The sequence below is a fragment of the Pseudidiomarina andamanensis genome (assembly GCF_009734345.1).
In the GTDB taxonomy this organism is placed as follows: domain Bacteria; phylum Pseudomonadota; class Gammaproteobacteria; order Enterobacterales; family Alteromonadaceae; genus Pseudidiomarina; species Pseudidiomarina andamanensis.
Map to the genome: position 1 here is coordinate 1,234,982 of NZ_CP032551.1, position 23,031 is coordinate 1,258,012.

Here is a 23,031-nt window from a genome sequence, read left to right on the forward strand (position 1 = left end):
AGTGCTACATTGATAACGAGCAGTAAATAAAATGAGGTAATTATAACGTGCGCTATTTCATTGCTATTGCGGTTGCCATATTGGCCCTGTTGCTGTGGTTTGCACCGGCCGATTCTCAAATACGCCTCATTACGTTAAGCAAATCTGATCTTGGATGGACAGTCACGTACCAGCTAAACGAGCCGGTAACGCAATTAGAATTTGTACGCTCACCCAATGAATCACGCGCTGCTCGCTGGCAACCATTAACCGAGAATATCGAAATTGCTTGGCGTAACGGCTCTGAAGTTATCCGTAGTAAAAATGGCGAAGCGTTTTCAGAAGCTGCCTTCATTCTTGATGCAACCTACACCACCCTACCCAAAGATTATGCGCCGTTTTCACCCTTTAGTGACGGTGGCATGCTCATTCATACTGCACGCTTTTTTGCATGCGCCGACCAGTGTGGTGCAGCCCATCATGAATGGCCGATGGCGGTCAGCTTGACCACAAATGACTATATGTTGGTTGATGGCCAATTACGGCTTGGTTTCCATGAGTGGCTCGATAGAGACAGCGGCCGTGCCATTTATATTGGCTCACAACCTCCGGAAACCTTTTCCGCACTGGTTGCGATTATCGATCCTGCACTGCCATCTTCATTGCGTCAGGATATGATCACCGAGTTACCGATGATCATGAGTTACTACACCAAACAACTGGGTGCGCTTTCGCAAACGCCAACCTTGTTCGCCTCATACAGTGATTTTCAGGGAGATTATTACGGGCACCAAGGCGGTGTTCTGCCGCATCAGGTATTTATGCATTGGTATGGCGAGCAAGCCCTGAAAAACGTTGATGAGCAGAATACGCTTTGGTTCTTTGCCCACGAGATTGCACATTTGTTTCAAGGTGCAGGGTTAAAATACTCAAGCTCAGATGAAGCCTGGATTCATGAAGGCGCTGCTGAATTAATGTCGTACCTCTATACCGATACGAAGCTAGCGAAAAGCAATCAACTCGTCCAAGATGCCGTGCGCAAAGCACAAACCGAATGCGTTGCGTCATGGCCGGCAAGCGAACCTTTTATTAATGTCGGTCGCGTAAACTTTAGAGCACACTACAGCTGTGGCTTGGTCGCCAACGCTGATCTTCATGCGCAATTACAAGCCAATGGTGTTGGAGCTGGTATTTTTGCACTGTGGGAAACCTACTCAACCATGGTAAGCGACGGTGCGCCGGCTAACTCCGAGACTTATTTTGCCGCTTTCGAGCAGCTAACGGGTTACGCCTCAATGTCGCTTCGACAATTGATTGATCGGCCAGTATCTGCTTCTATAGCTCCCTAAATTAAAATTACTCAGGAATTTCATATGAAACCGCAGCGAATTTTTATCACTGGCGGCGCCAGCGGCCTTGGTTTTGCGCTTGCCCAAATCTGTGCCAAAGGCGGTTGGCGTGTATGTATTGGTGACCGTGATATTGAGCGCGGTGAAGCGGTCATTGGCAGTCTGCAGAAGTTTCAACACCAAGCCATGTTCATGCCTTGCGACGTTACCCGTGTGAGCGATATCGAACAGGTTGCCAAGAAACTGGACGACGAATGGGGTGGTGTTGATGTGGTCGTCAACAATGCGGGTGTAGCGCAAGTGGGTCAGCTGGCTCAAACCACATTGAATGATTGGCAGTGGATCATCGATATCAATTTATTAGGCGTGGTGCGCGGTTGTAAGGTATTCACGCCAATGTTCAAACGCCAAGGGCATGGTCATTTTGTCAACGTGGCATCAATGGCCGGGTTACTTGATGTGCCAAACATGAGCGCTTATAACGCGACCAAGGCGGCGGTGGTTAGCCTGTCTGAAACGCTGCAAAACGAACTGAAAAAAGACAATATTCATGTCACCGTAGTATGCCCAAGTTTCTTCAAAACCAATTTGGGTCAGGGCATGCGTACCTCGATTGATGGCATGGAACAAAAGCTCGACAAGCTCATGCGCTCAAGTAAATTAAACGCCGTTGATATTGCACGCATGATTATGAAAGCCGTAGAGAAGAAGAAAACCCACGTACTGCCGCATCGCCAAGGCCGAATGGCGTGGTACATGAAGCGATTTTTGCCACGAAGTTGGTACCAAAAATTGCTCTATTCACGTATGAAATAGTCAACACATCGGTTTTTATATAACGCCCTCAGCCTGAGGGCGTATTTGTTTAAATTTCATTCAAAACACCTTAAGTCACGCCCTGCTTCGCTAAATAGAACCGTTTAACTTTATTCTATATTCACAAGGTGAATGCCTGTAATGCACTTCATTCATTTGTTGTATTCAATCAATTCAGTCTAGCCTAGAGTTCGTTAACACACGAACAACAACTGGGTAAATTATGAACGGACTAAAACTCCCAAAACTTGAGCAACCTGTAGCAGGTTTAATTGATCAAAATTGCCAACAATTTTTGCTCGACTTGGTACGAAACTTCCGCCCGAAGCTTCAGCGGCTATTAGCCAATCGTCAGCAACGGCAACAGCAAATAGACAATGGTGCGTTACCGGATTTTGCTCCAGAAACAAAATCGATTCGTGCCGGCGAATGGCGCGTCGCAAGGCTTCCGAAGGATTTAACCAAACGTCGTTTGGAAATTACTGGCCCGGTTGACCGCAAGATGGTGATCAATGCGCTTAATGCGAATGTTGATTGCTACATGGCTGACTTTGAAGATTCTCAGTCGCCAACATGGGAAGGCGTCATTCAAGGCCAGATCAATTTGTTCGATGCCAATACTGGAAAAATGACGTACACCGACCCTACATCGAATAAGCGTTATCAACTCAATGAAAACCCTGCCCTTTTGATTGCTCGTGTTCGCGGTCTGCACCTGCCTGAGAAGCACGTTGAAATTGATAACGAGGTGATTCCGGGTTGCTTATTTGATTTTGCGCTTTATTTCTATCTTAACTATCAGCAACGTGTCGCTCGTGGCACCGGCGTCTATTACTACCTACCGAAACTCGAGCACAGCAGCGAAGCACAATGGTGGGCTGACGTCTTTACCTTCACCGAAGACTACTTTCAGCAATCACGCGGCACCATTCGTGCAACGGTGTTAATAGAAACCCTACCCGCCGTGTTCCAAATGGACGAGATTTTATACGCCATGCGTGAGCACATTGTGGCGCTAAACTGTGGCCGCTGGGATTACATTTTTAGCTACATCAAAACGTTGAAAAACCATCCTGATCGGGTGCTTCCTGACCGACAGGTCGTCACCATGAACCAGCCATTCTTAAATGCCTATTCTCGGTTGTTAGTGAAAACCTGTCATAAGCGCGGCGCGCTAGCGATGGGTGGTATGGCTGCGTTTATCCCGAGCAAAGATCCAGCCGAAAACGCCACCATTCTCGCCAAAGTTAAAGCGGACAAAGAACTCGAACGCAACAATGGTCACGACGGTACCTGGATTGCGCATCCGGGGCTTGCCGACACCGTCCGCGAGGTATTCGTTGCTGGGCTTGATGGGGATAACCAATTACATGTATTGCGCGAAAACGATGCGCCAATAGTCGCTGCCGATCTGCTCGAACCGAGCTCCGGCGAACGTACTGAAGCGGGCATGCGCACCAATATTCGTGTGGCACTGCAGTACATTGCCGCTTGGATATCGGGGAAAGGCTGTGTGCCCATTTACGGTCTTATGGAAGACGCCGCCACCGCCGAAATTTCACGCACCTCCATTTGGCAGTGGATTAAACACGGTAAAACCCTCGATAACGGCGAGGTCGTGACCAAAGATTTATTCCGAAATTACCTGCAACAAGAGGCTAGCGTGGTTCGTAACGAAGTAGGCGAGCAACGCTGGGAAGCCGAGAATTTTCCTAAAGCCATGCGGTTGCTAGAAGACATCACCACCGCTGATGACCTGGTCGAGTTTCTTACCCTGCCAGGCTACGAACTTATTCAATAATAATTCCATAACTTAACAGGACAACAACCATGACAACCATTCCATTACACCAAGCAGAAGCTGCGAAACAGCTTGAACATGATTGGCAACAGAACCCACGCTGGACTGGCGTTGAACGTACTTATTCGGCGCTCGATGTGGTGCGTTTACGCGGCAGTGTGCAACCTGAATGTACCTATGCTCAAAATGGCGCAGCAAAACTGTGGCGCTTAGTGAACGGGGCGGCGCAAGAGAAATTCGGCAAAGACTATGTGAATGCGCTCGGTGCGCTCACGGGTGGTCAAGCGGTGCAACAGGTTAAAGCGGGTCTACAAGCAATTTACCTGTCGGGCTGGCAAGTCGCCGCTGATAATAATACCTCGTTGAGCATGTATCCCGATCAGTCATTGTATCCGGTAGATTCAGTGCCAACGGTCGTCGAGCGTATCAACAACAGCTTTGCTCGCGCTGATCAAATTCAATGGTCAAAAGGTATCGGCCCTGACCAAGACGGCTACGTGGATTATTTCGCGCCGATTGTCGCGGATGCTGAAGCGGGCTTTGGTGGCGTGCTGAATGCCTACGAGCTGATGCAAGCGATGATTCGCGCTGGCGCCGCTGGTGTGCATTTTGAAGATCAGCTAGCTTCGGTGAAAAAATGCGGTCATATGGGCGGCAAAGTGTTGGTGCCAACCCAAGAAGCAGTGCAAAAGCTAATTGCTGCACGTCTCGCTGCTGATGTTGCCGGTGTGCCGACGTTGATTCTCGCCCGCACCGATGCCAACGCCGCCGACTTGCTCACTTCTGATGTTGATCCGAACGACCTCCCGTTCTGCACGGGTGAACGCACCGCCGAAGGCTTTTACCGTGTGAACGCCGGTATCGATCAGGCAATTTCCCGTGGTTTAGCGTATGCGCCATATGCCGATTTACTCTGGTGTGAAACCGCCAAGCCTGATTTAGACGAAGCGCGCAAGTTTGCCGAAGCCATTCACGCACAGTATCCAGGTAAATTGCTCGCCTATAACTGCTCACCAAGCTTTAACTGGAAGCGCAATCTTGATGATGCCACCATCGCTAAGTTCCAACGTGAACTGGCAGCTATGGGCTATAAGTTCCAGTTTATCACCTTAGCTGGCGTGCATAACATGTGGTACCACATGTTTGAATTAGCACATGACTATGCACGCAACGATATGTCAGCGTATGTGAAGCTGCAGCAACAAGAATTCGCGGCAGCTGAAAAAGGCTACACTTTTGTAGCGCACCAACAAGAAGTTGGTACGGGGTATTTCGATGACGTCACTAATGTGATTCAAGGTGGGAAGTCTTCGGTAACTGCGCTAACCGGCTCGACTGAAGAAGAACAGTTCAAAAAACCGGCGTAAGCAAAGGTTTACGAATACCTACTTAGCATTACCTCGGAAAATACTGGGTATAAGCCGCCAAGCACAGGTGTTTGGCGGCTTTTTTGTGGTAGTATGCGCGCGCCTGAATAGACAATTCATCTCAGAAATTGGGCTGTTCACCCCTGAAGCCTCGCATGTTGAAGGAATAACGACTCATGTGGAAACTACTGCTGTTATTGTTGGGCGCTAGCCTGTTCTCACCAGCCGCATTTGCGGCCGCTGGTCAACTTGACCTCACCACCGCAAACGTTGGTATTGCCGCTATTATCATCTTTACCATTGCTTATATTCTGGTGATGGGCGAAGAGCGATTGCACATGCGCAAGTCGAAGCCGGTGTTAGTCGCCGCTGGTTTAATCTGGATCATGATCGGTTTTGTGTACGTGCAAAACGATTTACCAGGTGTTGCCGAGGATGCATTTCGTCACAACTTGCTCGAATTTGCCGAGCTCATGCTGTTTTTGCTGGTGGCCATGACCTACATCAACGCCATGGAAGAGCGTCGCTTGTTTGATGCTTTGCGTGCATGGTTAATCAAAAAAGGTTTTAACTACAAACAGCTATTCTGGATTTCAGGGTTTCTTGCGTTCTTTATATCGCCTATTGCCGACAACTTAACCACCGCACTTCTCATGTGTGCCGTCATTATGAAAGTTGCAGACGGCGACAAGAAGTTCATTAGTATTTCGTGTATCAGTATTGTCATTGCAGCAAACGCTGGTGGTGCCTTTAGTCCATTCGGCGACATTACCACTCTGATGGTGTGGCAGGCTGGTATGGTTGAGTTCCAAGAGTTCTTTGTCTTGTTCATCCCGTCGCTACTCAACTATTTAGTGCCTGCAGTCATCATGAGCTTCTTTATTGAAGACCGTAAGCCGTCATCGATTTACGAAGAAGTTGAACTGAAGCGCGGCGCATTGCGAATCACCAGCTTATTCTTGCTAACGATTGCCACAGCGGTTGCTTGCCACATGTGGCTGCACTTACCGCCTGTACTTGGCATGATGATGGGCTTGGGTTACCTACAATTCTTTGGTTACTTCTTACGAATGACCTTACCAGGCTCGCTTGCGCGCAAACGTGCTATGGCTGAACGTGCTGGTGATATGGCACGTCTTGAACGCCTTGGTAGCGTGGTGCCATTTGATGTATTCAGCCGCGTACAACGCGCCGAGTGGGATACGTTGTTATTCTTCTACGGTATCGTCATTTGCGTTGGTGGTCTTGGCTTTATGGGTTACTTATCACTGCTTTCCAATACTTTGTATTTAGACATGAGCCCAACCTTTGCCAACGTGGCGTTAGGGGTAATGTCAGCGGTTATCGATAACATTCCAATTATGTTTGCGGTGCTGTCGATGCAACCAGAAATGTCGCACGGTCAGTGGCTATTGATCACGTTAACGGCCGGTACGGGCGGTAGCTTGTTGTCGATTGGTTCAGCAGCAGGTGTTGCACTCATGGGGCAAGCGCGTGGCTATTACACCTTCGCTAGCCACCTAAAATGGACACCAGTGATTGCGCTTGGTTACATCGTCAGCATCTTAGCCCACATGTGGCTAAATGAGCACTTGTTTACGGTCTTCAACCACTAACGAATAACCAATAACGATTAACGTCTTACCCCGAAGTCGTGCGCACACAACGCATAAAGCGCACGGCGTCGGGGTACGGAAACACATCGGTAATCACGCCACGCGCAAGATTGTCTTGCTGTTGCCGCCAAAACTCAGCATCAATCAGTTCCGGATGGTATTTCAGTAAAATATCTCGTAGCTTCGGTTGCGGCACGGCATACGTCGCGAGTTGCTCGGGGAATACATCATTGGGCGCCACCGTATACCACGGCTCAGGCGCAATCATCTGCTCATACGTTTCTGGCTTTGGTAACTTGCGGAAGTTCATTTCGGTGAGGTACTGAACCTCATCATAGTCATAAAACACCACCCGTTTATGGCGCGTTAAGCCGAAGTTTTTCAGCAGCATGTCACCTGGGAAAATATTCGCGGCCATCATATCTTTGATCGCTTGGCCGTAATCTTTCATCACCATGTCTATTTCAGCGTCGGTGCCGTATTCCAAGAAGATATTCAACGGCATCATCCGGCGCTCAACAAACAGTTGGCAAATCACCAATTGTCCGTCTTCGATGGTTAAACTACCCGCCACGGTGCTGGTGAGTTCGTCGAGCAAGTCAGGCGAGATACGATCAAGCGGAATAGCCACGTTGGCAAATTCATAAGTATCTGCCATACGCCCGGCACGATCATGACGCTTAACCATGCGGTAGCGATCAATAACCGTTTGTCGGCTCATCTGTTTGCCGCCACCAAACTGGTCTTTAATCACTTTGAATACATACGGGTACGACGGCAACGTAAATACCGTCATCACCATCCCTTTAATACCTGCAGCGGCTACCAGTTGGTCATCGCTGGCTGCTAAGTGATGCAGAAAATCACGATAGAACTCGGTTTTACTTTGCTTATGTAATCCAATAGCTGAGTACAGTTCCGCAATTGTTTTCTTCGGCATCAGCCCTTTCAAGAAACGCACTAGCGCCGATGGCGCACGGGTATGCACCATAAAGTACGAACGTGCGAAGGCAAAAATAATCGCCATTTGGTCGGTATCGGTAATCAGGGCATCCAAATAAAGTCGCCCAGAACTATTACGTAATACGGGCACAATAAATGGAAAAATGCGATTAGCGCTAACAATGCGGCCCACCACGTACGCCGCCTTGTTACGAAAGAATGGTTCTTTCAAAACATCAATGCGCAGCTGATAGGTTGAGAGCTGACCAGCGGCTGTTTGTTCGCGAAATGCTTTTCGAAGTAAGCGAATATCTTCCGATAAATCATCATATTCTGCGCCAAAATCGATATCGCCCATAATGCGCGCTAACGTGCGGCGCATGCCCTGCACCACCGGAAAATAAGAGCGAAACTCGGTTTCAAGTGCGAGCGGAATGCTGTCGCTTAGCGTGGTTTCGACGAAAATGTAGGCGTTATTGAAATAGCGACGATGAAATAGATTACAAAATACCGAGTTGTAAAAGGTTTCGGCCAATTCAGCCTGCGGGTGAAACTGCAAAAACTGCTGATAAATTTTTCGGGTTTCTAGCCATAACGCTTCATTGAGTTCGCCGCCAGTTAGCTTATTCAGAATGGAGGTTGTTTCGCGCACCCGTTGATCATAAAAGCTAATCCGCACAGTTGCCGCATACTGGCCGGCATGCCAGTCACCTTCGCCGAACCGTTCTTTGGCTCGACGCGTGACTTCTTGAAACAGAGCATAGTGCTTATGAAAGCCCTGCAGTATCTTTCGAGCAAACATGCCCGCCCGCTTCGCATCGCCCATGATTAATGGTGTGCTGCGGTATCGGTAATCAATTGACGGAACCAACGATGGCCGGCGTCATGCTGCAATAAAGGGCTCCAAATCATGGTGAGCTCAAGTGCCGGAATTTCAAATGGCGGCTCTAACATGACGAGTTCGTCATCGTCTTTGTAAAGCGCTGCAGCCTGACTTGGTAGCGTCGCAATAAGCCCTTGGCGCGCCAAATGCATCGCCACATGATAGTTACGGGTAAACACACGAATTTCACGTTTATGCCCTAGCATACCTAATGCTTCATCAACCCAACCCAGCTTTTGTACGTCGTGCGGATCCATACCAACCCCCACACCGAAGCCGGTTTTGCTTACCCACACGTGCTCGCCTTTGAGATAATTCTCAAGCGTATAGTTTTGTACCAATGGGTGGTCTTTACGCACTAAGCAACTGAAGTCATCTTCCCACAAGTTTTTCTGATGAAACGACTGCGGTAACCTTTCAAAGCGGTTAATCGCAAGGTCCACTTTGCCGTTTTCAACATCATGAAAGCTGATGTCACTTGGCGTCATGATATCGAGCGCCACATGCGGTGCTTGGTGCTTCAGTTTTTCGAGTAACCGCGGCATCAAAGTCGATGCGGCATAATCTGACGCCATAATACGAAAGACGCGGTCGCTGGTAGCCGCGTCAAATTCACGCGCTGGTTGCACCATTTCTTCCACAGAATAGAGAATTTGGCGTACCGGCTCTTGCATACGCAAGGCGGTTTCCGTTGGCAGCATGCCTTCGCTGGTGCGCACTAAAATTGGATCATTCAACAACGTGCGTAAACGCTTTAAGCCGTTGCTCATGGCGGGCTGAGTAATATTGAGTTGCGCCGCCGCTTTGGTCACATTGCGCTCGCGCAATAACACATCGAGGTAGACCAACAGATTGAGGTCGATATCTTTAATGTTATTCATAAAAAAAATAAATCCCGCTATAAGAATATAGCGGGATTATAGACATAATTTTTTCTGGAATGCATCACTTGTGTAATGCGACTATCGTCTATTCCCAGAAAAATGGTTTGCGTGGCTCAGCTTTTGGCACCAATTGGTTCATGGTTTCCGCATCAAACAAGCGGCCATTCACCATGGTGTGGGTGACGCGATCGGTAACAGAAATATCCGCTAACGGATTGCCATCAATCACGATAATGTCAGCCAATTTACCCTCTTTCAGCGAGCCGATATATTTATCCATACCGAACTCTTTCGCTGGGTTAATAGTTGATGTTGCGAGTGCTTGCAGTGGTGTCATACCACCTTGCGCCATCATCCAAATTTCCCAGTGCTGGGCTAAACCTTCACGCTGACCGTGCGCACCAGCCACCACATCAACACCAAGATCTTGCAGTTTCTTTGCAACATCAGCATTGTTGAAGTGGTTGTAGTGATTATGCGGCGCTTTTTCACGGCGCACAGAACCAACTAACGCATCCTCTGGCACAAACTTCGATAACTTCGGATGCTTCCACACGTCAGTTTCAGCATACCAATAGTTTTCACCCCAAATACCGCCGTAAGCAACGCCTAAGGTTGGCGTATAGTTCACGTCAGTTTGGCTCCAGAACTGCTCAATATCATCGTAGATTTTCGCAACTGGAATGGAGTGCTCAATGGTCGTGTGACCGTCGGCAACCATGCTCAAATTATGCTGTAACAATGAACCGCCTTCAGGCACAACCATCATACCTAATTCACGGCCTGCCTGAATAATCTGCTGACGTTGATTACGACGCGGTTGGTTATAGCTCTTCACCGAGAAGGCACCTACTTTTTTCAGGCGTTCAAGGTGGAACTTCGCATCCTCGAGATCATCCACATGCGCGGTATAACCTGGACCATTTGCACCATACAAAATGGTACCGGTTGAGAACGTGCGTGGCGCAGCTATTAAGCCAGCCTTTTGCAATTCGCTCGCAGCAAATATTTCAGTGGTGTCATTTGATGGATCGTGAATTGAGGTCACACCGAACGCTAACGTGGCATAGGTTTTCCAGTTTTGCTCTGGAATAATCTCATTGTCACCTTGCGGGCCGTGTGCGTGGCCATCGAACAACCCTGGCATGACCGTCTTGCCCGTGGTATCAATCACAGTGGCACCGCTTGGCACGGTCACCTCATCGACACTACCAACAGCGACAATTTTGTTGCCTTTGACAACCACAGTGCCGCGCTCAATCACTTGATCGCCTTCCATGGTAATCACCTGACCGCCAACAAATGCGACGGTTTCATCATGAATGCCAGCATCGGCTTCAAAGCTAATATCGAGGCCATTGGCTACTTTCTCGAACTCTGACTCGCCATCAATGCCGAACAAGCCGTTCACTGACGCATGATAAAGTTCAGGGCCCAGTGACCAATACAATGCTTGGCCATCACCGCTCCACGAGATGTTTTCGCCAGCACGCACCGACAACTGCTCAACCGGGAACTGCTTGTCGGTTGGACTAATTTTGATTGGTGCGCCGCGTTCAACAAATGGCGTCACGAATACTTTGAAACGCTCAGCAAATGCCAAGTTCTCACCATCTGGAGATACGCGGAATTCAGTTGCGTGTTCTGCTGTATACAGCGTGCGCGATTCCTTGGTGGTTAAATCCACGCTCATCAATGACGGCGAGCCATTAAATGCCATCAAATAAACTCGGTCGCTACGCGCGCCGAATTGCGGCGAGCTACCACTTTCGCTAATCAAACGTGGTTTCGCGTTTTTGCTCAACGACAAGTGATAAACACCAGGGTTCAAGCCGTAAGTGTCAGAGGTGATATAACCACCGCGGATTTTACGATAAACCACGGCGTTGCCATCTGGGCTAAATACCGGTTCAACGAATTTACCTTTGCCGGTTGCCAATACGGTTTCTTTGCCCGATTTCACGTCACGAACAATCAGCTGACCGAGCTTTTGGTCATCCCACGTTGCATACACAAGCTTGCTACCGTCACGTGAATAGCTTGGGTACAGTTCCCATGCGCCTTCACGATTGGTTAAACGCTTCGGCTCACCGTTCGGTAAGCTACGTACGTAGAGCTTACCAAGTGCCTCGTATACCACCTGTTTCGCATTAGGCGCCACTTGCACCATACGCAGCATTTTCACTTTGAACTGGTCTTCATCTAAGTTGGTTTCAAAGTGCAAAGCGTGCTGAACTTTCTTGGTGGTTTCAACGCTAAACGGAATCACGCGCGTGCTGCGGCTGGCAACATCCAATTGCATGATTTTACCGTCGGCCCAGAAAATCATTTTCTTGCTATCAGGGCTCCAATCCATGGTCGGATACACGCCATGAATCGCCCACGTTTCTTGCATGTCGCGATCAAGCTGATTATACAAACGCGTTTGCTCGCCCGACTCTAAGTCGTACAAATACAAGACGCTATTGAAGTCTTCACGCTTGATGAATGCCAAGTATTTACCATCAGGCGATGGTGTTGGACGAATCGCGCCACCAGCACCACTTAAAATCACATCGATGTCGCCGGTTTCGCGATCATAACGTTTGATTTTATAAATGCCTTCCAGCGAATCTTTGCTGTAGTGGAAGGTTTTGCCTGGGGTGTCGTCTTGCGAGAAATAGATATAACGGCCATCTGGTGAAAACGCTGGCTCGCCCAAGTCTTTTTGATCATTCGGGCGCTCAGTCAGCATCACACCTGAGCCACCTGAACGGTGATACATCCACACTTCACCAGCACCTAATGAACGACGCGCCGTAAAGTGTTTACGCGCAACGATAAACTCGCTGTCTGGGCTCCATGCAGGGCTGTTCAACAAACGGAAGGTTTCATCGGTCACTTGGCGCGGGTTGCTACCATCCGCATCCATGATCCAAATATTGTCGCCGCCATCAGCATCTGAGGTATAGGCAATGTATTTGCCATCCGGTGAGTAAACTGGCTGCATGTGCCAAGCAATGCCGCCTATTAGCAATTCGGCATCACCACCACTGGCTGGAATACGATAAATGTCGCCGAGCATATCGAAGACAATGAATTTGCCGTCGGGGCTCATGTCAACGTTCATCCAAGTACCTTCAGAGGTTTTGATTTGAATGTCTTTGAATTCGCCTTGAGGGTTATTCACGTCCCAACCATTTTCGGTTTGGGCTAGCGCAGGGGCAGAAACAGATAAAGCGACGCTGACCGCAAGGGCCAGCGTTGATAATTTATTCATGGGTAGACCTTATTGTTATTTTTTGGCGATAACCCAAACCGCATGAACGATACCCGGAATGTAACCGAGCAAGGTCAAAATGATATTAATCCAAAAATGCTTACCAATACCGACCTGTAAAAATACACCCAGTGGCGGCAACAAAATTGCGATAATAATGCGGATTAGATCCATGAGTTATCTCCTTAATGATTAATATTTCGCTGCTTCATCCTTAGCAGGAATAGTCGCTTTTATGAATTCGCGCAAGTCGTTGTTCGATAATCTCAAATCTTCAGCGCGTAAATACATCATGTGACCGCTGCGATAGCCTTTGAAGCCAATACGGTCTGCCATGCGACCGCTTGGGTCGATGTGCCACATATTGTATTTCGCATCGAAATAGTTGGTCGCGCCGTCGTAGTAACCTGATTGAATCAGCACATTCAAGTATGGGTTCTGTGCCATGGCTTGTCGCAGGTTTTCACCAGTATTGTTATTGCTGCGATCCCACGGATGTACTGGGCCAAACATGTTGTATTTCACGTCAGTTTTGTAGCCAAGCTCTTCGCGTAAATAGTAGTTGATTGCCGGAGTAAACGAGTGCAACCAAGAAGTCAGTTCTGAGTTGTAATCTGGGCGAGAGCCAACGTCATCACGGTCAATACCAAGATAACGTGAATCGAGACGACCAATCGTTTGGCCACGATCGCGCAGTAATTCTTTCCAGAAGAACGAGGTGCTGATATCAAGGTTTGAACGCAACACAGTTTGCTTATCTAAACCAGAATATTTCGCCACTTGCTCAGCAATTTGTTCTTTCTCAGCAGCCGGCAACATCGCGCCTTTCGCCAATGCAGGCAAGTAAACGTCAAGAGTGTACTTTTCAACTTCTGGCAATAACTCGAGCAAGTCTTTGCTTTGTAGATCAGAGCTCAGGGCATCGTGATACCAAGCTGCCGCCGCAAAATACGGTAAACGGTTCGCTGCTTTCACCGGGCCATTTCGTTCAATACCGATATCGGTTGGTGATACCAGAATGACACCGTTCAGGTACATCCACTGACGGTTCTGTAGTTCAAGCGCTAAGCCTGAAACACGGGTGGTACCATAGCTTTCGCCAATCAGATACTTCGGCGAGCGCCAGCGTTCATGACGAGTTACAAAGGTATTGACCCAATCAGCTAAATATTTCACGTCGGCATTCACACCGAAGAACATTTTCTGCAATTCGTCACGTGAGTATTCTGAGCCATCTTTCTTTGGCAACGGACGTGAATAGCCGGTGTTTACTGGGTTCACAAACACAATATCAGCCACGTCGAGCACTGAATGTGGGTTATCCTTCACGCCATACGGCATGATTGGGAAGCCTTCGTCATCAACGCGCAGTGATTTTGGCCCTGTGTATGCAATATGCATCCAAACCGATGCTGAACCTGGGCCGCCATTAAAAGAAATTAATAATGGACGCTCTGCACGATTTTTAACGTCTTGACGCTCATAGTAAGTAAAGAACAACGCCGCAGTCGCTTCGCCGTCTTCATTGAAAACAGGTTGCGTGCCAGTGGTTGCAGTGTATTTAAAACGCTGACCATTAATGGTGGTGCTATGCTCCGTCACAACCGTATCGTCAGCAGCAATTTTGGCTTCTGGGAGTTCTGTTGCAGTTGCCGTAACAACCAAGCTTGACCCCATCATCACCGCTAAAATGAGATGTTTCATGCGCTTCATGATTACTTCCTCTGGTTTTATTGTTGTTCCATTTAATGCAATCACTCACCAAAGCTCAAGGCGAGTGAGCTAAACGCACTTATTTTCAAGATAGTCATGAGCCCATGAAGATTAAAAAGTACAAATACCCCATGGCAAACACAATTAAGTAGGTTAAACCTAACCAGCCGTACAGCCGCATCAGCGTAGACATCTTATTTTTACGTGCGAGTTTAAAGTTGAGCCACGCGAAAAATGGCGTGGTTAAAAAGGCGAGCGTCATGGCGAACGTTAACATTGGCCCTAACGCACTTTGAAAGTAAATAATCACTAACATGCCAGCGAACGATTGGCCGATAACCCACCAAGTAAGACGCTCTGTTGTCGCCGGCGGTTTATTATCTTGCGCACGCCGCGCTAGTAGCGAACGGCATTCTTTGAGTGTTCGTGCGTAGCCATCGAGCACCGCAAGCGTGGTTCCGAACATACATAAAAATGCGATACCGCCAACCAAATACTCCGACCACGCCCCAATGGTATTGCCGTACATACTGACAAACTGCTGCGCAAATTGCGTGCCCGCTAATGCAATGGGTTGGTCACTGCCAAACTGAACTAGCGCGCCAAGGGCAAGGAACACCACCGCCAAAGCAGCCGTCACCCAGTAACCCAAATTAAAATCGAACAAGCCATGTTTCAGACTAATGCGCGTGAGCTTTTGCTTGCTCTGAAGCCACAATGAGTTGATTGCCGAAAGCTCGATGGGAACTGGCATCCAGCCCATCATCGCCACCAAGAACGCTAATGCAGAAAGCTGCCACGGTGACGGTGCCACAAAATCGTCAGGCAGCGGCTGCGCGTTACCCCACGCCATAATCACGGCGACAACAGTTGCCAGACTCAAACTCGCCATAATCCATTTCGAGAGATTATCGAGCATGCGGTATTGACCACCGAGAATAACTAACAGGCATCCGAGCAAAATCAGCCAGCAAAGTGCTATCAGCGGCAGCTCAGGAATAAATAACTTTAATAGGCTGGCGGTCAGCAGTAACACACCGGCGGTATTGACCACCGCAGCGATGGCGTTCAACACGGTGAAAAGCCACAGATAAAGCTTGCCCTCGCCGTAATAGCCGGCAATTAAATTCTGCTTACTTTCGAGTGTGTAGGTAACGGCGAAGCGGAAAAACGGGTACTTCAACACGTTAACTAGCACGATCACCCACCACAACTGCCAACCGAACAGAGCACCGGCTTGGGTAGATGCGACAAGATGTGACGCACCTACAGCCGCTGCAGCTAAAATGATTCCAGGGCCCAGTGCGTGGCGTCGTGATGATTCTGTGCGTTGTGTCATCGATTTATTCTTATTGTTTGAAAAATGACGCCCCACAGCATAGCGCCAATTTCGCCCAAGCCAAAATTATGTTTATACTGCTGATGAAAGTCATTGCGGCATAAGTACTGCATAAGGGATGAGAACATGAGTAGCAATGAACGGCAGTTGATGGTTGATGGTCACCCCGCCAAATGGCAGCAGCTATTAAAGTCAGGCGACCGCATCTTCATCGGAACTCACGCTGGCGTTCCACACGCGCTGCTGCATGATCTAGCTGACCACAGCCAGCACTTTCATGATATTGAAATTGTGCAGATTTACGCGCTGGGCGACAACCACTGGGTGAACCCTGAATACAACCAAACCTTCAAGGTCAACTCACTGTTTATTGGCGGTGAGAAAGTTCGCAAAGCCGTTGCCGAAGGCCGCGCCGATTACACGCCTGCTTTCATGTCAGATATTCCGTCTCTGTTTAGCGAAGAAATTTTACCTTTAGATGCCGCGTTAATTATGGTCAGCCCGCCCGATCAATATGGTTATCATTCACTCGGTGTTTCGGTCGATATAGTGTCGTCAGCGCTGCGGTCAGCCAAGAAAGTGATTGCACAGGTGAACCCCAAAATGCCGGTCACCTTCGGCCAAGCCTTCGTTCATAAAGGGCAAATTGACGCCTTTTTTGAAGCCGAGCAAGATTTACCGGAAATCACCGCGCCAGAACTTGACGCCGTGACTGAACGCATAGGCCAGTACGTGTCGTTGTTAGTGGAAGATGGCGCGACCATTCAAATTGGCTTTGGCAAAATTTGTGATGCCGTTTTGCGTTACTTAGGTAATCACAAAGATCTTGGCGTACACAGTGAGCTGATCACCGACGGCATTATGGAGCTGATGCTGAGCGGTGTGATTAACAACCGCAAGAAAACCTATCACCAACACAAAGCCGTCACCAGCTTCTGCATTGGTAGCAAAAAACTCTACGACTTTGTGAATAACAACCCACACATTGGCTTTTACCCGTCAGAGTATGTGAACTCGCCCGCTAACATTGCGCGCAACGAAAAAATGGTCTCGATTAACAGCGCCATTGAAGTGGATTTGACCGGCCAAGTGGTGTCAGACTCCATCGGCCATCACTTTTACAGCGGTATTGGCGGCCATGTGGATTTCAGCCGTGGCGCCAGCATGAGTCCCGGCGGTAAACCAGTGATTGCCCTGCCCTCAACCGCGAAAAACGGTACTGTGTCACGCATTGTGCCGTTTATAAGCGAAGGCAGCGGCGTGGCGACCTCGCGAGCGCATGTGTATTACGTGGTCACCGAATTCGGCGTAGCGTCGTTACGTGGTAAAAGCATTCGCGAACGCGCACTTGAATTAATTCGTGTGGCACACCCGAAATTCCGCCAACAATTATTAGAAGAAGTTCGTAAACATTACTACGTGCCGCACTATCAAATTCTGCATTCGGTAGAAGTGCCGGAACTTGGCCCCGTTGGCTTCAAAGAAATTGTGATTAACGGTGAGTTTTTCGATTTGCGCCCGCTGAATCCCAGTGACGAGCGACGCCTGCAAGAATTCTTCTACTCGCACACCAAAGAAACCCTGCAGATGCGCTACAACACCGTGCCAACCAGTATGAGTCGGGAGAAATCCTGTACCTTGGTGAGTGTGGACCAGTCGCGTGATTTAGCGCTGTGCATTGTGCGACAAAAAGGCTCGATGGCTCAGATTCAAGCCGTTGGTCGCTATTATCTGCTACACGACGAAAAAAGCTGTGAAGTTGCCTTTGTGACGCGAGAAACTCAGCACGGTAAGGGCATGGCAACCCGCCTACTTGATGAAATGAAGCGCATTGCCCGAGAACGCCGACTTGAGCGCATGCTGGCTTATGTGCGCGCTGAGAATGGCAAAATGCTAGCGGTGTTTGAGCGCGCTGGTTTTGTGCGTAAGCCTTCTGAGGAACCGGGTGAGGTTTATTTGCAGCTTGATTTGCACCAGCCCACCGTGGTTCAAGAACCTAAAGACAGTGAGTGATGTATGTCGATAACCGTGTTTAGTCATCAATATTGCAGTTTGCACCGTGTGTCAGAGGTTCACCCTGAAGAGCCAGCGCGTATTGCGGCGATTAATGATCAGATTATTCGCTCGGGCATGGAGTTTGCGCTCACTCAGAAAGACGCCAAGCCGGCCACACGCGAAGACTTACTTCGCGTACACGCCGCGAACTACATTGATGACGTGTTTGAACGCGCACCAACCGAACCCGACCAACACATCTGGCTTGACCCTGACACCATGATGACCGCAGGCACCCTGCGCGCCGCCTTGTATGCCGCCGGTAGCGGTATCTGCGCCGTGGATGAAGTGTTTACTGCCGAGAACCGCCGAGCTTTTTGTGCCGTGCGTCCGCCAGGGCATCATGCCACTTGGGATGCAGCTATGGGCTTTTGTATTTTCAACAACATTGCGGTGGCGACCGCCTATGCCATGCATACCTACGGCATTGAGCGCGTGGCTATTGTGGATTTTGATGTGCACCACGGCAACGGCACCGAAGACATCTTTCTAAACGACGAACGTGTGCTGTTTTGTAGCTCGTTTCAGCATCCGTTGTACCCGAATTCAGGTACCGAAACCATTAGCCATGAAGTCATTAACATCCCACTACCAGCCGGCTGTGATGGCCCCACCTGGCAAGCCGCTGTGCGCGAACGCTGGTTCCCTGCCATTGATGCCTTTGAACCGCAACTAATTATGGTTTCCGCGGGCTTTGACGGGCATTTAGAAGATGACATGGCACAGTTTAAACTCACGGAAACTGACTATCACTGGATCGCTCGCGAGCTGAAAGAGCTGGCTGAACGCCATTGCGACGGTCGCATTGTAGCCACGCTTGAGGGTGGCTATGACCATAGCTCGCTGGGGCGCAGCGTGGTCGCATTTTTGAAGGGCATGCAGTGACGTCAGCTACTTGGTCGCTTGACGCTGCTTGAGAAAGAACACGCTAAACACAATCAGCACAAGCAATTGCGCACCAAGACTCTCCCACGTGGCTGCCATACCGAGCCAGTCGATATTTGACGGAACCGGGAATGGGGTTGCGTTTATCCAGCCGGCCTCTTGGAATGCGATCATTGCTTTACCGGCTAACACGAACGCAAGTATCAGCAGCAAGTACGTGGTGTAAGCAAAAAACTTGGCAATTGGCAGTTTCACGCTAAAGCGTAAGATACCCCACGTGATCATTGCCAATACCACGGCGGCTGCGATAAATCCGCCCCAAACGCTGGTGTGCTGCGCGCTTTGCGCTTGAGTCAGCAATGACTGATAGAACAGCACGGTTTCAAACACTTCGCGGTACACGGCAATAAAGCTCAACAGCGCAATACCCCACAGCGTACCTGCCGCTAAATGAGCATTCAGATTTTGCTTGATGTATTGCTGCCAAGCCTGTGCATTGGTTTTGCTGTGCATCCAAATACCGACATACACCAATACCACTGCGGCAAGACCCGCAGCCACACCTTCCATAATCTCGCGACTCGCACCACTAATCGAAATCAGCGACTGCGCCGCCCACCACGTCAAACCGCCGAGCACAAGCGCAGCAAGCCAGCCCGAATGAACATATTTCACGGCATCGTTTCGTTCAGTGCGACGTAGCACGGTAATCAGCGCCAGCACCACCAACAGCGCTTCCAAACCTTCACGTAGCAAAATCACAAAACTTGCTGTGGCTAATGCCGTATTTGAAAGCTGTTGCTCATTCATGGTGTCTTGAGCACGTTCCAGAGCCGCTAAGATGTCACTAATCGCGGCGCTCACTTGTGCTTGCTGATCAGGCGTTGCGATAATGCGGCGCAAGTTCATCATTTGCGCTTCAATGGCTTTGGTTTGAGCTGCATCGTAGGCACTCAAACCATTCTCTATTAACTCAAAGCCATCTAAGTAAGCACTGACTGCGAGGTGGTTCGCACGCTTTAAGTCACCTGCTTTGTAGGCTTCTTCCGCCGCTTGTAAGCGCGCTTTTGCCACCGCGAATGGTGATATTTCAGCTTGAAAAAGTTGCTGTGGGTTCGCCCGTAAAATATTGACCAAATTCGCTTGAGAACTCGGTAGCTCAGCGCGTAATTGGGCTGGGCTCGTATTCACCATTTGCTGTAAATCAATCACATCCATGCTTGCCTGTCGCGCAACCTCAGTGCCATGTTGAAACGCGAGAGAGCCCACATAAAATGCCAGCGACCAACGCTGCTGCTCGGTCAGGTTGGTAAACGCCATCATGGCGGTGTCGTCAATGCCCTTCGTAATGGCATCGTATAGACCAAGCAACGAGCGATTTTCAGCGCGCTCTAAATCAGTAAAGTTAGTTGGGGCAGGTTCTAGGTTTTGCCCTGCTGGACCATCACCCTGACCTTGCTGACCATGACATGCACTACATTGCGCTTGATATATTTCTTTAGTTTGTGCGGTTGGCAACAATACTTCGGGGAGTTCGACTTTCGGTAATTGCTGCAAGATTTGTGCGCGCAATTGTGAGGTTGCACCGCGCACTTCAGCCAAATTCGCTTTACTCATGATTAATTCGCGTAGCTGTTGCGCCGGCTGGATTAACGTTTGTAGTGCTGGATTGTCAGTTGCTAGCGTGTTGATATTGCGCAGAATAATTGCCGAAAACTCTTCCATTTCGGCATATTCGCCAGCGTTAACCACCTCACCGTTGGCGACCGCCTCGCTGTAATCCACCCCAATGTATTCCACCAACTGCGCAATTTGGCGCATGTATTCTTGTTGGAGTTCTGGTTGATTGGCTGTTTGATTCGCTAGGGACTGGGCTTGCGTCTGCGGGCTCAATACTGCCAACGTGGCAAAAACAACAACCGCCAACGCGGCACGAGTAATGGCTTGAAGCGTCATGAGATTCGCTCGTCAATTTGAGAAAATTAGAAAGATAGAAACAAAGTGCATTTTATGATGAGCGATGTTACTACTAATGCGAATGATTCGCAATAATGATGGTGGGTATTTTTAGCCTATTCCTACATGCGATTTAAAGACCACGCTGCCATCGTTTTGGGTAAATACCTTTAAATATGATGTTAATAAGTTCCTTCTTATTGAGGTGCCCTTTTCTGAACTTAATGCCAAAGAAAATGAAAGAAGATAACGCACAAAACGCGTATAGCAATAAGCAAAGAACTAAAAAACACAGCACTTCCTGAATTTTTTATTTGCTATAAACCGTTTTCGGCTTACCTAATCCCGCCCACAATTCAGTCAGAACCGATTGCCAAACTACTTTTTCTTCTGAACCGACCGAGAGCATTTCTGTTTCAAACTGGTCGAGGTCTATAAACGTCGAACAGCCGCCTGTTGCGTGGAGTCCATCTTTAGATACGTGCGAAAACACGATAAATCTATTACCAATAGTTGGGGCTGTTGTACCACAAGAATTCTTTTCAGTATCTGTTTTAATATATACGAAGTCAGTTACGGCTTTATCTTTCCATACTTCTATGACTTGCATTTTTGTTTTGTAAAATGAAGTATCCCAATCTCCCGGAATTATCTCTGTATCGATAGCGATACCCGTGAAAATTGCGTCATGCTCCTGGATTACTTCTTCGAAAGTCTTTGCTTCACTGAAACAAGAGCATCCGAATGCAGTTATTGGGGAAAGCATCAGAGTAAATAACATAACCCTTAACATGAACCAGACTCCTTCAAACGATGATGTCCAGTTACTTATATCAGCGGTCATACTTCCACACCATCAAAAAATTGCGTAGCTTCTGCCTCAAAGGTATTCATGTATTTTTTGATTTAGGCTGCAACGTTAACGTTAAACCGAGTGCTGATGCGACCTTCGCGATGGTTGAAGAGTATGGTTAGTTGGTTAAAGATGATTACGGAAATTGGTGCAGGATAAAAACTTAATATTTAACTTGGAAGACGCTTTGTCCGCTGTGTGCCAGGAGCGGACGTTGACGCTGAAATAAGCGGCGGCCCGACAAGGGCGTCCGGTGGAGGCCGCCGGCCGGAACGAACTTAATTGACTGGTTAACTGGCGCTGCTACCATAATAAGACCTTAGCACCTGATGACGGTGCTTAAAGATGAACCGGTAAACAGGTGCCAGAACATATGCCAACACGGGCAACCTACACTGAAATTCGACGGTATCGGTGACCCGGCATGATGTCCCGTTTCTACTAATGTCCCGTCGATGGTGCCAGAGCCTATTGGTTAAAGAGCTCGACGCCTCCGCAAAACCACTTTGGCGATCAATGGATTGAAAGAAGAACGTGTGCCGATCAATGGGAAAAATGCCGAAAAGGAGTATCCAGCTAGAGAAGAGCACGTTACCCGTAGGCCATTCAAAGATTGGCTTGCTTGACCATTCTGAGGGAACCGTCATGCGGATGAAAGGGTTCAACTCCGTATTCACGCCCTTCATGGTGAGCAATCCATCGATATCTTCCGGACTGATTTTAAGGTTACTCGATACTTCAAATTTCACTGGTGCCTTCCGTGACAGTTAACGTAGAAGTCACCGGCGCTGCGCAGCTTTATCGCGCAGCGTCCGAGTGGACTGCCGGGTTAGAAGTGCTCGGAAAAACTCAACCGCCACTATATTGAACACTTATTTCTTGCCTTCTTGTATTTGCCAAATTTCTCGACTCCTTTCTCAAGGGTTCGCTCCGCAGTGTATTCTCTGTCACCCATGAATTCGAGAAACCCTTTGATCGTCATTTCCATCGACTCACCCAGGTTTGCCTTGGCTTCTTCTAGGCATTTGCCTACGACAACCTCATCAAGATCACGTTTTATTGACTGTAAATTTGCAACTTGGGAACTTAGTGCAACTCGGGCAGTTGCTCCAGCAAGTTGGGTGCCATCAAGCCAACGCTGTTCAATCTTCTTGATTTCAGTCATCCCTTTATCTTTTGGCTCAATCAGTTTTTCGCATCCGACTAAGGCAATTGTAATAAAGGGAATCGCCAACGCTGTTTTGTATTTCATGAAATCTCCCTGTGGTGAAAATTAAGCACAGAACTTCTAACATTTATATATTGTGCGTGCGCACTTCGGAACTAGTTTAATT

The 23,031-nt window shown here is 48.6% G+C and carries 16 protein-coding genes; 7 read left to right on the top strand and 9 right to left on the bottom strand.

The genetic code is table 11. The features are described 5' to 3' along the window. The first annotated feature begins 47 nt into the window (after positions 1 to 47). From D3795_RS05960 to nhaD, 5 genes are all read left to right on the top strand, one after another. Complete coding sequence (locus D3795_RS05960) at positions 48 to 1,328, top strand: hypothetical protein (protein WP_156267055.1); 1,281 nt, start codon at positions 48 to 50, stop codon at positions 1,326 to 1,328. Positions 1,329 to 1,352: 24 nt separating this feature from the next. Beyond that, a complete protein-coding gene (locus tag D3795_RS05965) occupies positions 1,353 to 2,144 on the top strand; it encodes an SDR family oxidoreductase (protein ID WP_156267057.1) in 792 nt (263 codons plus the stop codon). Between the two features lie 223 nt (positions 2,145 to 2,367). Further along, the gene (gene aceB / locus D3795_RS05970; RefSeq protein WP_156267059.1) at positions 2,368 to 3,945 is read left to right on the top strand and encodes a malate synthase A; all 1,578 of its coding nucleotides are present in this window, start codon (positions 2,368 to 2,370) and stop codon (positions 3,943 to 3,945) included. A gap of 29 nt (positions 3,946 to 3,974) precedes the next feature. Then, positions 3,975 to 5,312, top strand: coding sequence for an isocitrate lyase (gene aceA, locus D3795_RS05975; RefSeq protein ID WP_156267060.1), 1,338 nt, complete (start codon positions 3,975 to 3,977; stop codon positions 5,310 to 5,312). 176 nt (positions 5,313 to 5,488) lie between these two features. Next, positions 5,489 to 6,928, top strand: a complete 1,440-nt coding sequence (gene nhaD, locus D3795_RS05980) for a sodium:proton antiporter NhaD (RefSeq protein ID WP_156267062.1) — start codon at positions 5,489 to 5,491, stop codon at positions 6,926 to 6,928. Between the two features lie 25 nt (positions 6,929 to 6,953). Here the strand turns inward: nhaD and aceK are convergent, their stop codons facing one another. From aceK to D3795_RS06010, 6 genes are all read right to left on the bottom strand, one after another. Continuing rightward, a complete protein-coding gene (gene aceK / locus D3795_RS05985; protein ID WP_310942462.1) occupies positions 6,954 to 8,672 on the bottom strand; it encodes a bifunctional isocitrate dehydrogenase kinase/phosphatase in 1,719 nt (572 codons plus the stop codon). 26 nt (positions 8,673 to 8,698) lie between these two features. Then, positions 8,699 to 9,634 (bottom strand): LysR family transcriptional regulator, encoded by a 936-nt coding sequence (locus tag D3795_RS05990; RefSeq protein WP_156267065.1) that lies wholly within the window; start codon positions 9,632 to 9,634, stop codon positions 8,699 to 8,701. Between the two features lie 88 nt (positions 9,635 to 9,722). Continuing rightward, positions 9,723 to 12,896, bottom strand: coding sequence for an amidohydrolase family protein (locus D3795_RS05995; protein WP_156267067.1), 3,174 nt, complete (start codon positions 12,894 to 12,896; stop codon positions 9,723 to 9,725). 15 nt (positions 12,897 to 12,911) lie between these two features. Next, positions 12,912 to 13,070 carry a YqaE/Pmp3 family membrane protein gene (locus D3795_RS06000; RefSeq protein WP_156267069.1) on the bottom strand — a complete coding sequence of 53 codons (159 nt, stop codon included), beginning with the start codon at positions 13,068 to 13,070 and terminating at the stop codon, positions 12,912 to 12,914. Between the two features lie 18 nt (positions 13,071 to 13,088). Next, positions 13,089 to 14,609 (bottom strand): S10 family peptidase, encoded by a 1,521-nt coding sequence (locus D3795_RS06005; RefSeq protein ID WP_156267071.1) that lies wholly within the window; start codon positions 14,607 to 14,609, stop codon positions 13,089 to 13,091. A 94-nt stretch (positions 14,610 to 14,703) separates the two neighbouring features. Next, entirely contained in the window at positions 14,704 to 15,948 is a 1,245-nt protein-coding gene (locus D3795_RS06010) for an NRAMP family divalent metal transporter (RefSeq protein ID WP_156267073.1), read from the bottom strand. A gap of 126 nt (positions 15,949 to 16,074) precedes the next feature. Between D3795_RS06010 and D3795_RS06015 the strand changes: the two genes are divergently transcribed. Both D3795_RS06015 and D3795_RS06020 read left to right on the top strand, forming a co-directional pair. Next, a complete protein-coding gene (locus D3795_RS06015) occupies positions 16,075 to 17,961 on the top strand; it encodes a GNAT family N-acetyltransferase (RefSeq protein WP_310942456.1) in 1,887 nt (628 codons plus the stop codon). Between the two features lie 3 nt (positions 17,962 to 17,964). Continuing rightward, a complete protein-coding gene (locus D3795_RS06020) occupies positions 17,965 to 18,888 on the top strand; it encodes a histone deacetylase family protein (RefSeq protein WP_156267075.1) in 924 nt (307 codons plus the stop codon). Between the two features lie 6 nt (positions 18,889 to 18,894). Here D3795_RS06020 and D3795_RS06025 read toward each other — a convergent pair whose 3' ends face one another. The 3 genes from D3795_RS06025 to D3795_RS06035 form a co-directional block, all read right to left on the bottom strand. Then, the gene (locus D3795_RS06025; RefSeq protein ID WP_156267077.1) at positions 18,895 to 20,844 is read right to left on the bottom strand and encodes a cytochrome c/FTR1 family iron permease; all 1,950 of its coding nucleotides are present in this window, start codon (positions 20,842 to 20,844) and stop codon (positions 18,895 to 18,897) included. A gap of 310 nt (positions 20,845 to 21,154) precedes the next feature. Next, positions 21,155 to 21,688, bottom strand: coding sequence for a hypothetical protein (locus tag D3795_RS06030; protein ID WP_156267079.1), 534 nt, complete (start codon positions 21,686 to 21,688; stop codon positions 21,155 to 21,157). Positions 21,689 to 22,556: 868 nt separating this feature from the next. Beyond that, the gene (locus D3795_RS06035) at positions 22,557 to 22,949 is read right to left on the bottom strand and encodes a hypothetical protein (protein ID WP_156267081.1); all 393 of its coding nucleotides are present in this window, start codon (positions 22,947 to 22,949) and stop codon (positions 22,557 to 22,559) included. Positions 22,950 to 23,031: the final 82 nt, after the last annotated feature.

Bases quoted from the DNA above. Each gene is read 5' to 3' on its own strand.
- aceB (WP_156267059.1), top strand. From the start codon at position 2,368: ATGAACGGACTAAAACTCCCAAAACTTGAGCAACCTGTAGCAGGTTTA.
- aceK (WP_310942462.1), bottom strand. From the start codon at position 8,672: ATGTTTGCTCGAAAGATACTGCAGGGCTTTCATAAGCACTATGCTCTG.
- nhaD (WP_156267062.1), top strand. From the start codon at position 5,489: ATGTGGAAACTACTGCTGTTATTGTTGGGCGCTAGCCTGTTCTCACCA.
- D3795_RS06020 (WP_156267075.1), top strand. From the start codon at position 17,965: ATGTCGATAACCGTGTTTAGTCATCAATATTGCAGTTTGCACCGTGTG.
- D3795_RS06035 (WP_156267081.1), bottom strand. From the start codon at position 22,949: ATGAAATACAAAACAGCGTTGGCGATTCCCTTTATTACAATTGCCTTA.
- D3795_RS06005 (WP_156267071.1), bottom strand. From the start codon at position 14,609: ATGAAGCGCATGAAACATCTCATTTTAGCGGTGATGATGGGGTCAAGC.
- D3795_RS05990 (WP_156267065.1), bottom strand. From the start codon at position 9,634: ATGAATAACATTAAAGATATCGACCTCAATCTGTTGGTCTACCTCGAT.
- D3795_RS06030 (WP_156267079.1), bottom strand. From the start codon at position 21,688: ATGACCGCTGATATAAGTAACTGGACATCATCGTTTGAAGGAGTCTGG.
- D3795_RS05995 (WP_156267067.1), bottom strand. From the start codon at position 12,896: ATGAATAAATTATCAACGCTGGCCCTTGCGGTCAGCGTCGCTTTATCT.
- D3795_RS06015 (WP_310942456.1), top strand. From the start codon at position 16,075: ATGAGTAGCAATGAACGGCAGTTGATGGTTGATGGTCACCCCGCCAAA.
- D3795_RS05965 (WP_156267057.1), top strand. From the start codon at position 1,353: ATGAAACCGCAGCGAATTTTTATCACTGGCGGCGCCAGCGGCCTTGGT.
- D3795_RS06010 (WP_156267073.1), bottom strand. From the start codon at position 15,948: ATGACACAACGCACAGAATCATCACGACGCCACGCACTGGGCCCTGGA.
- D3795_RS06000 (WP_156267069.1), bottom strand. From the start codon at position 13,070: ATGGATCTAATCCGCATTATTATCGCAATTTTGTTGCCGCCACTGGGT.
- aceA (WP_156267060.1), top strand. From the start codon at position 3,975: ATGACAACCATTCCATTACACCAAGCAGAAGCTGCGAAACAGCTTGAA.
- D3795_RS06025 (WP_156267077.1), bottom strand. From the start codon at position 20,844: ATGACGCTTCAAGCCATTACTCGTGCCGCGTTGGCGGTTGTTGTTTTT.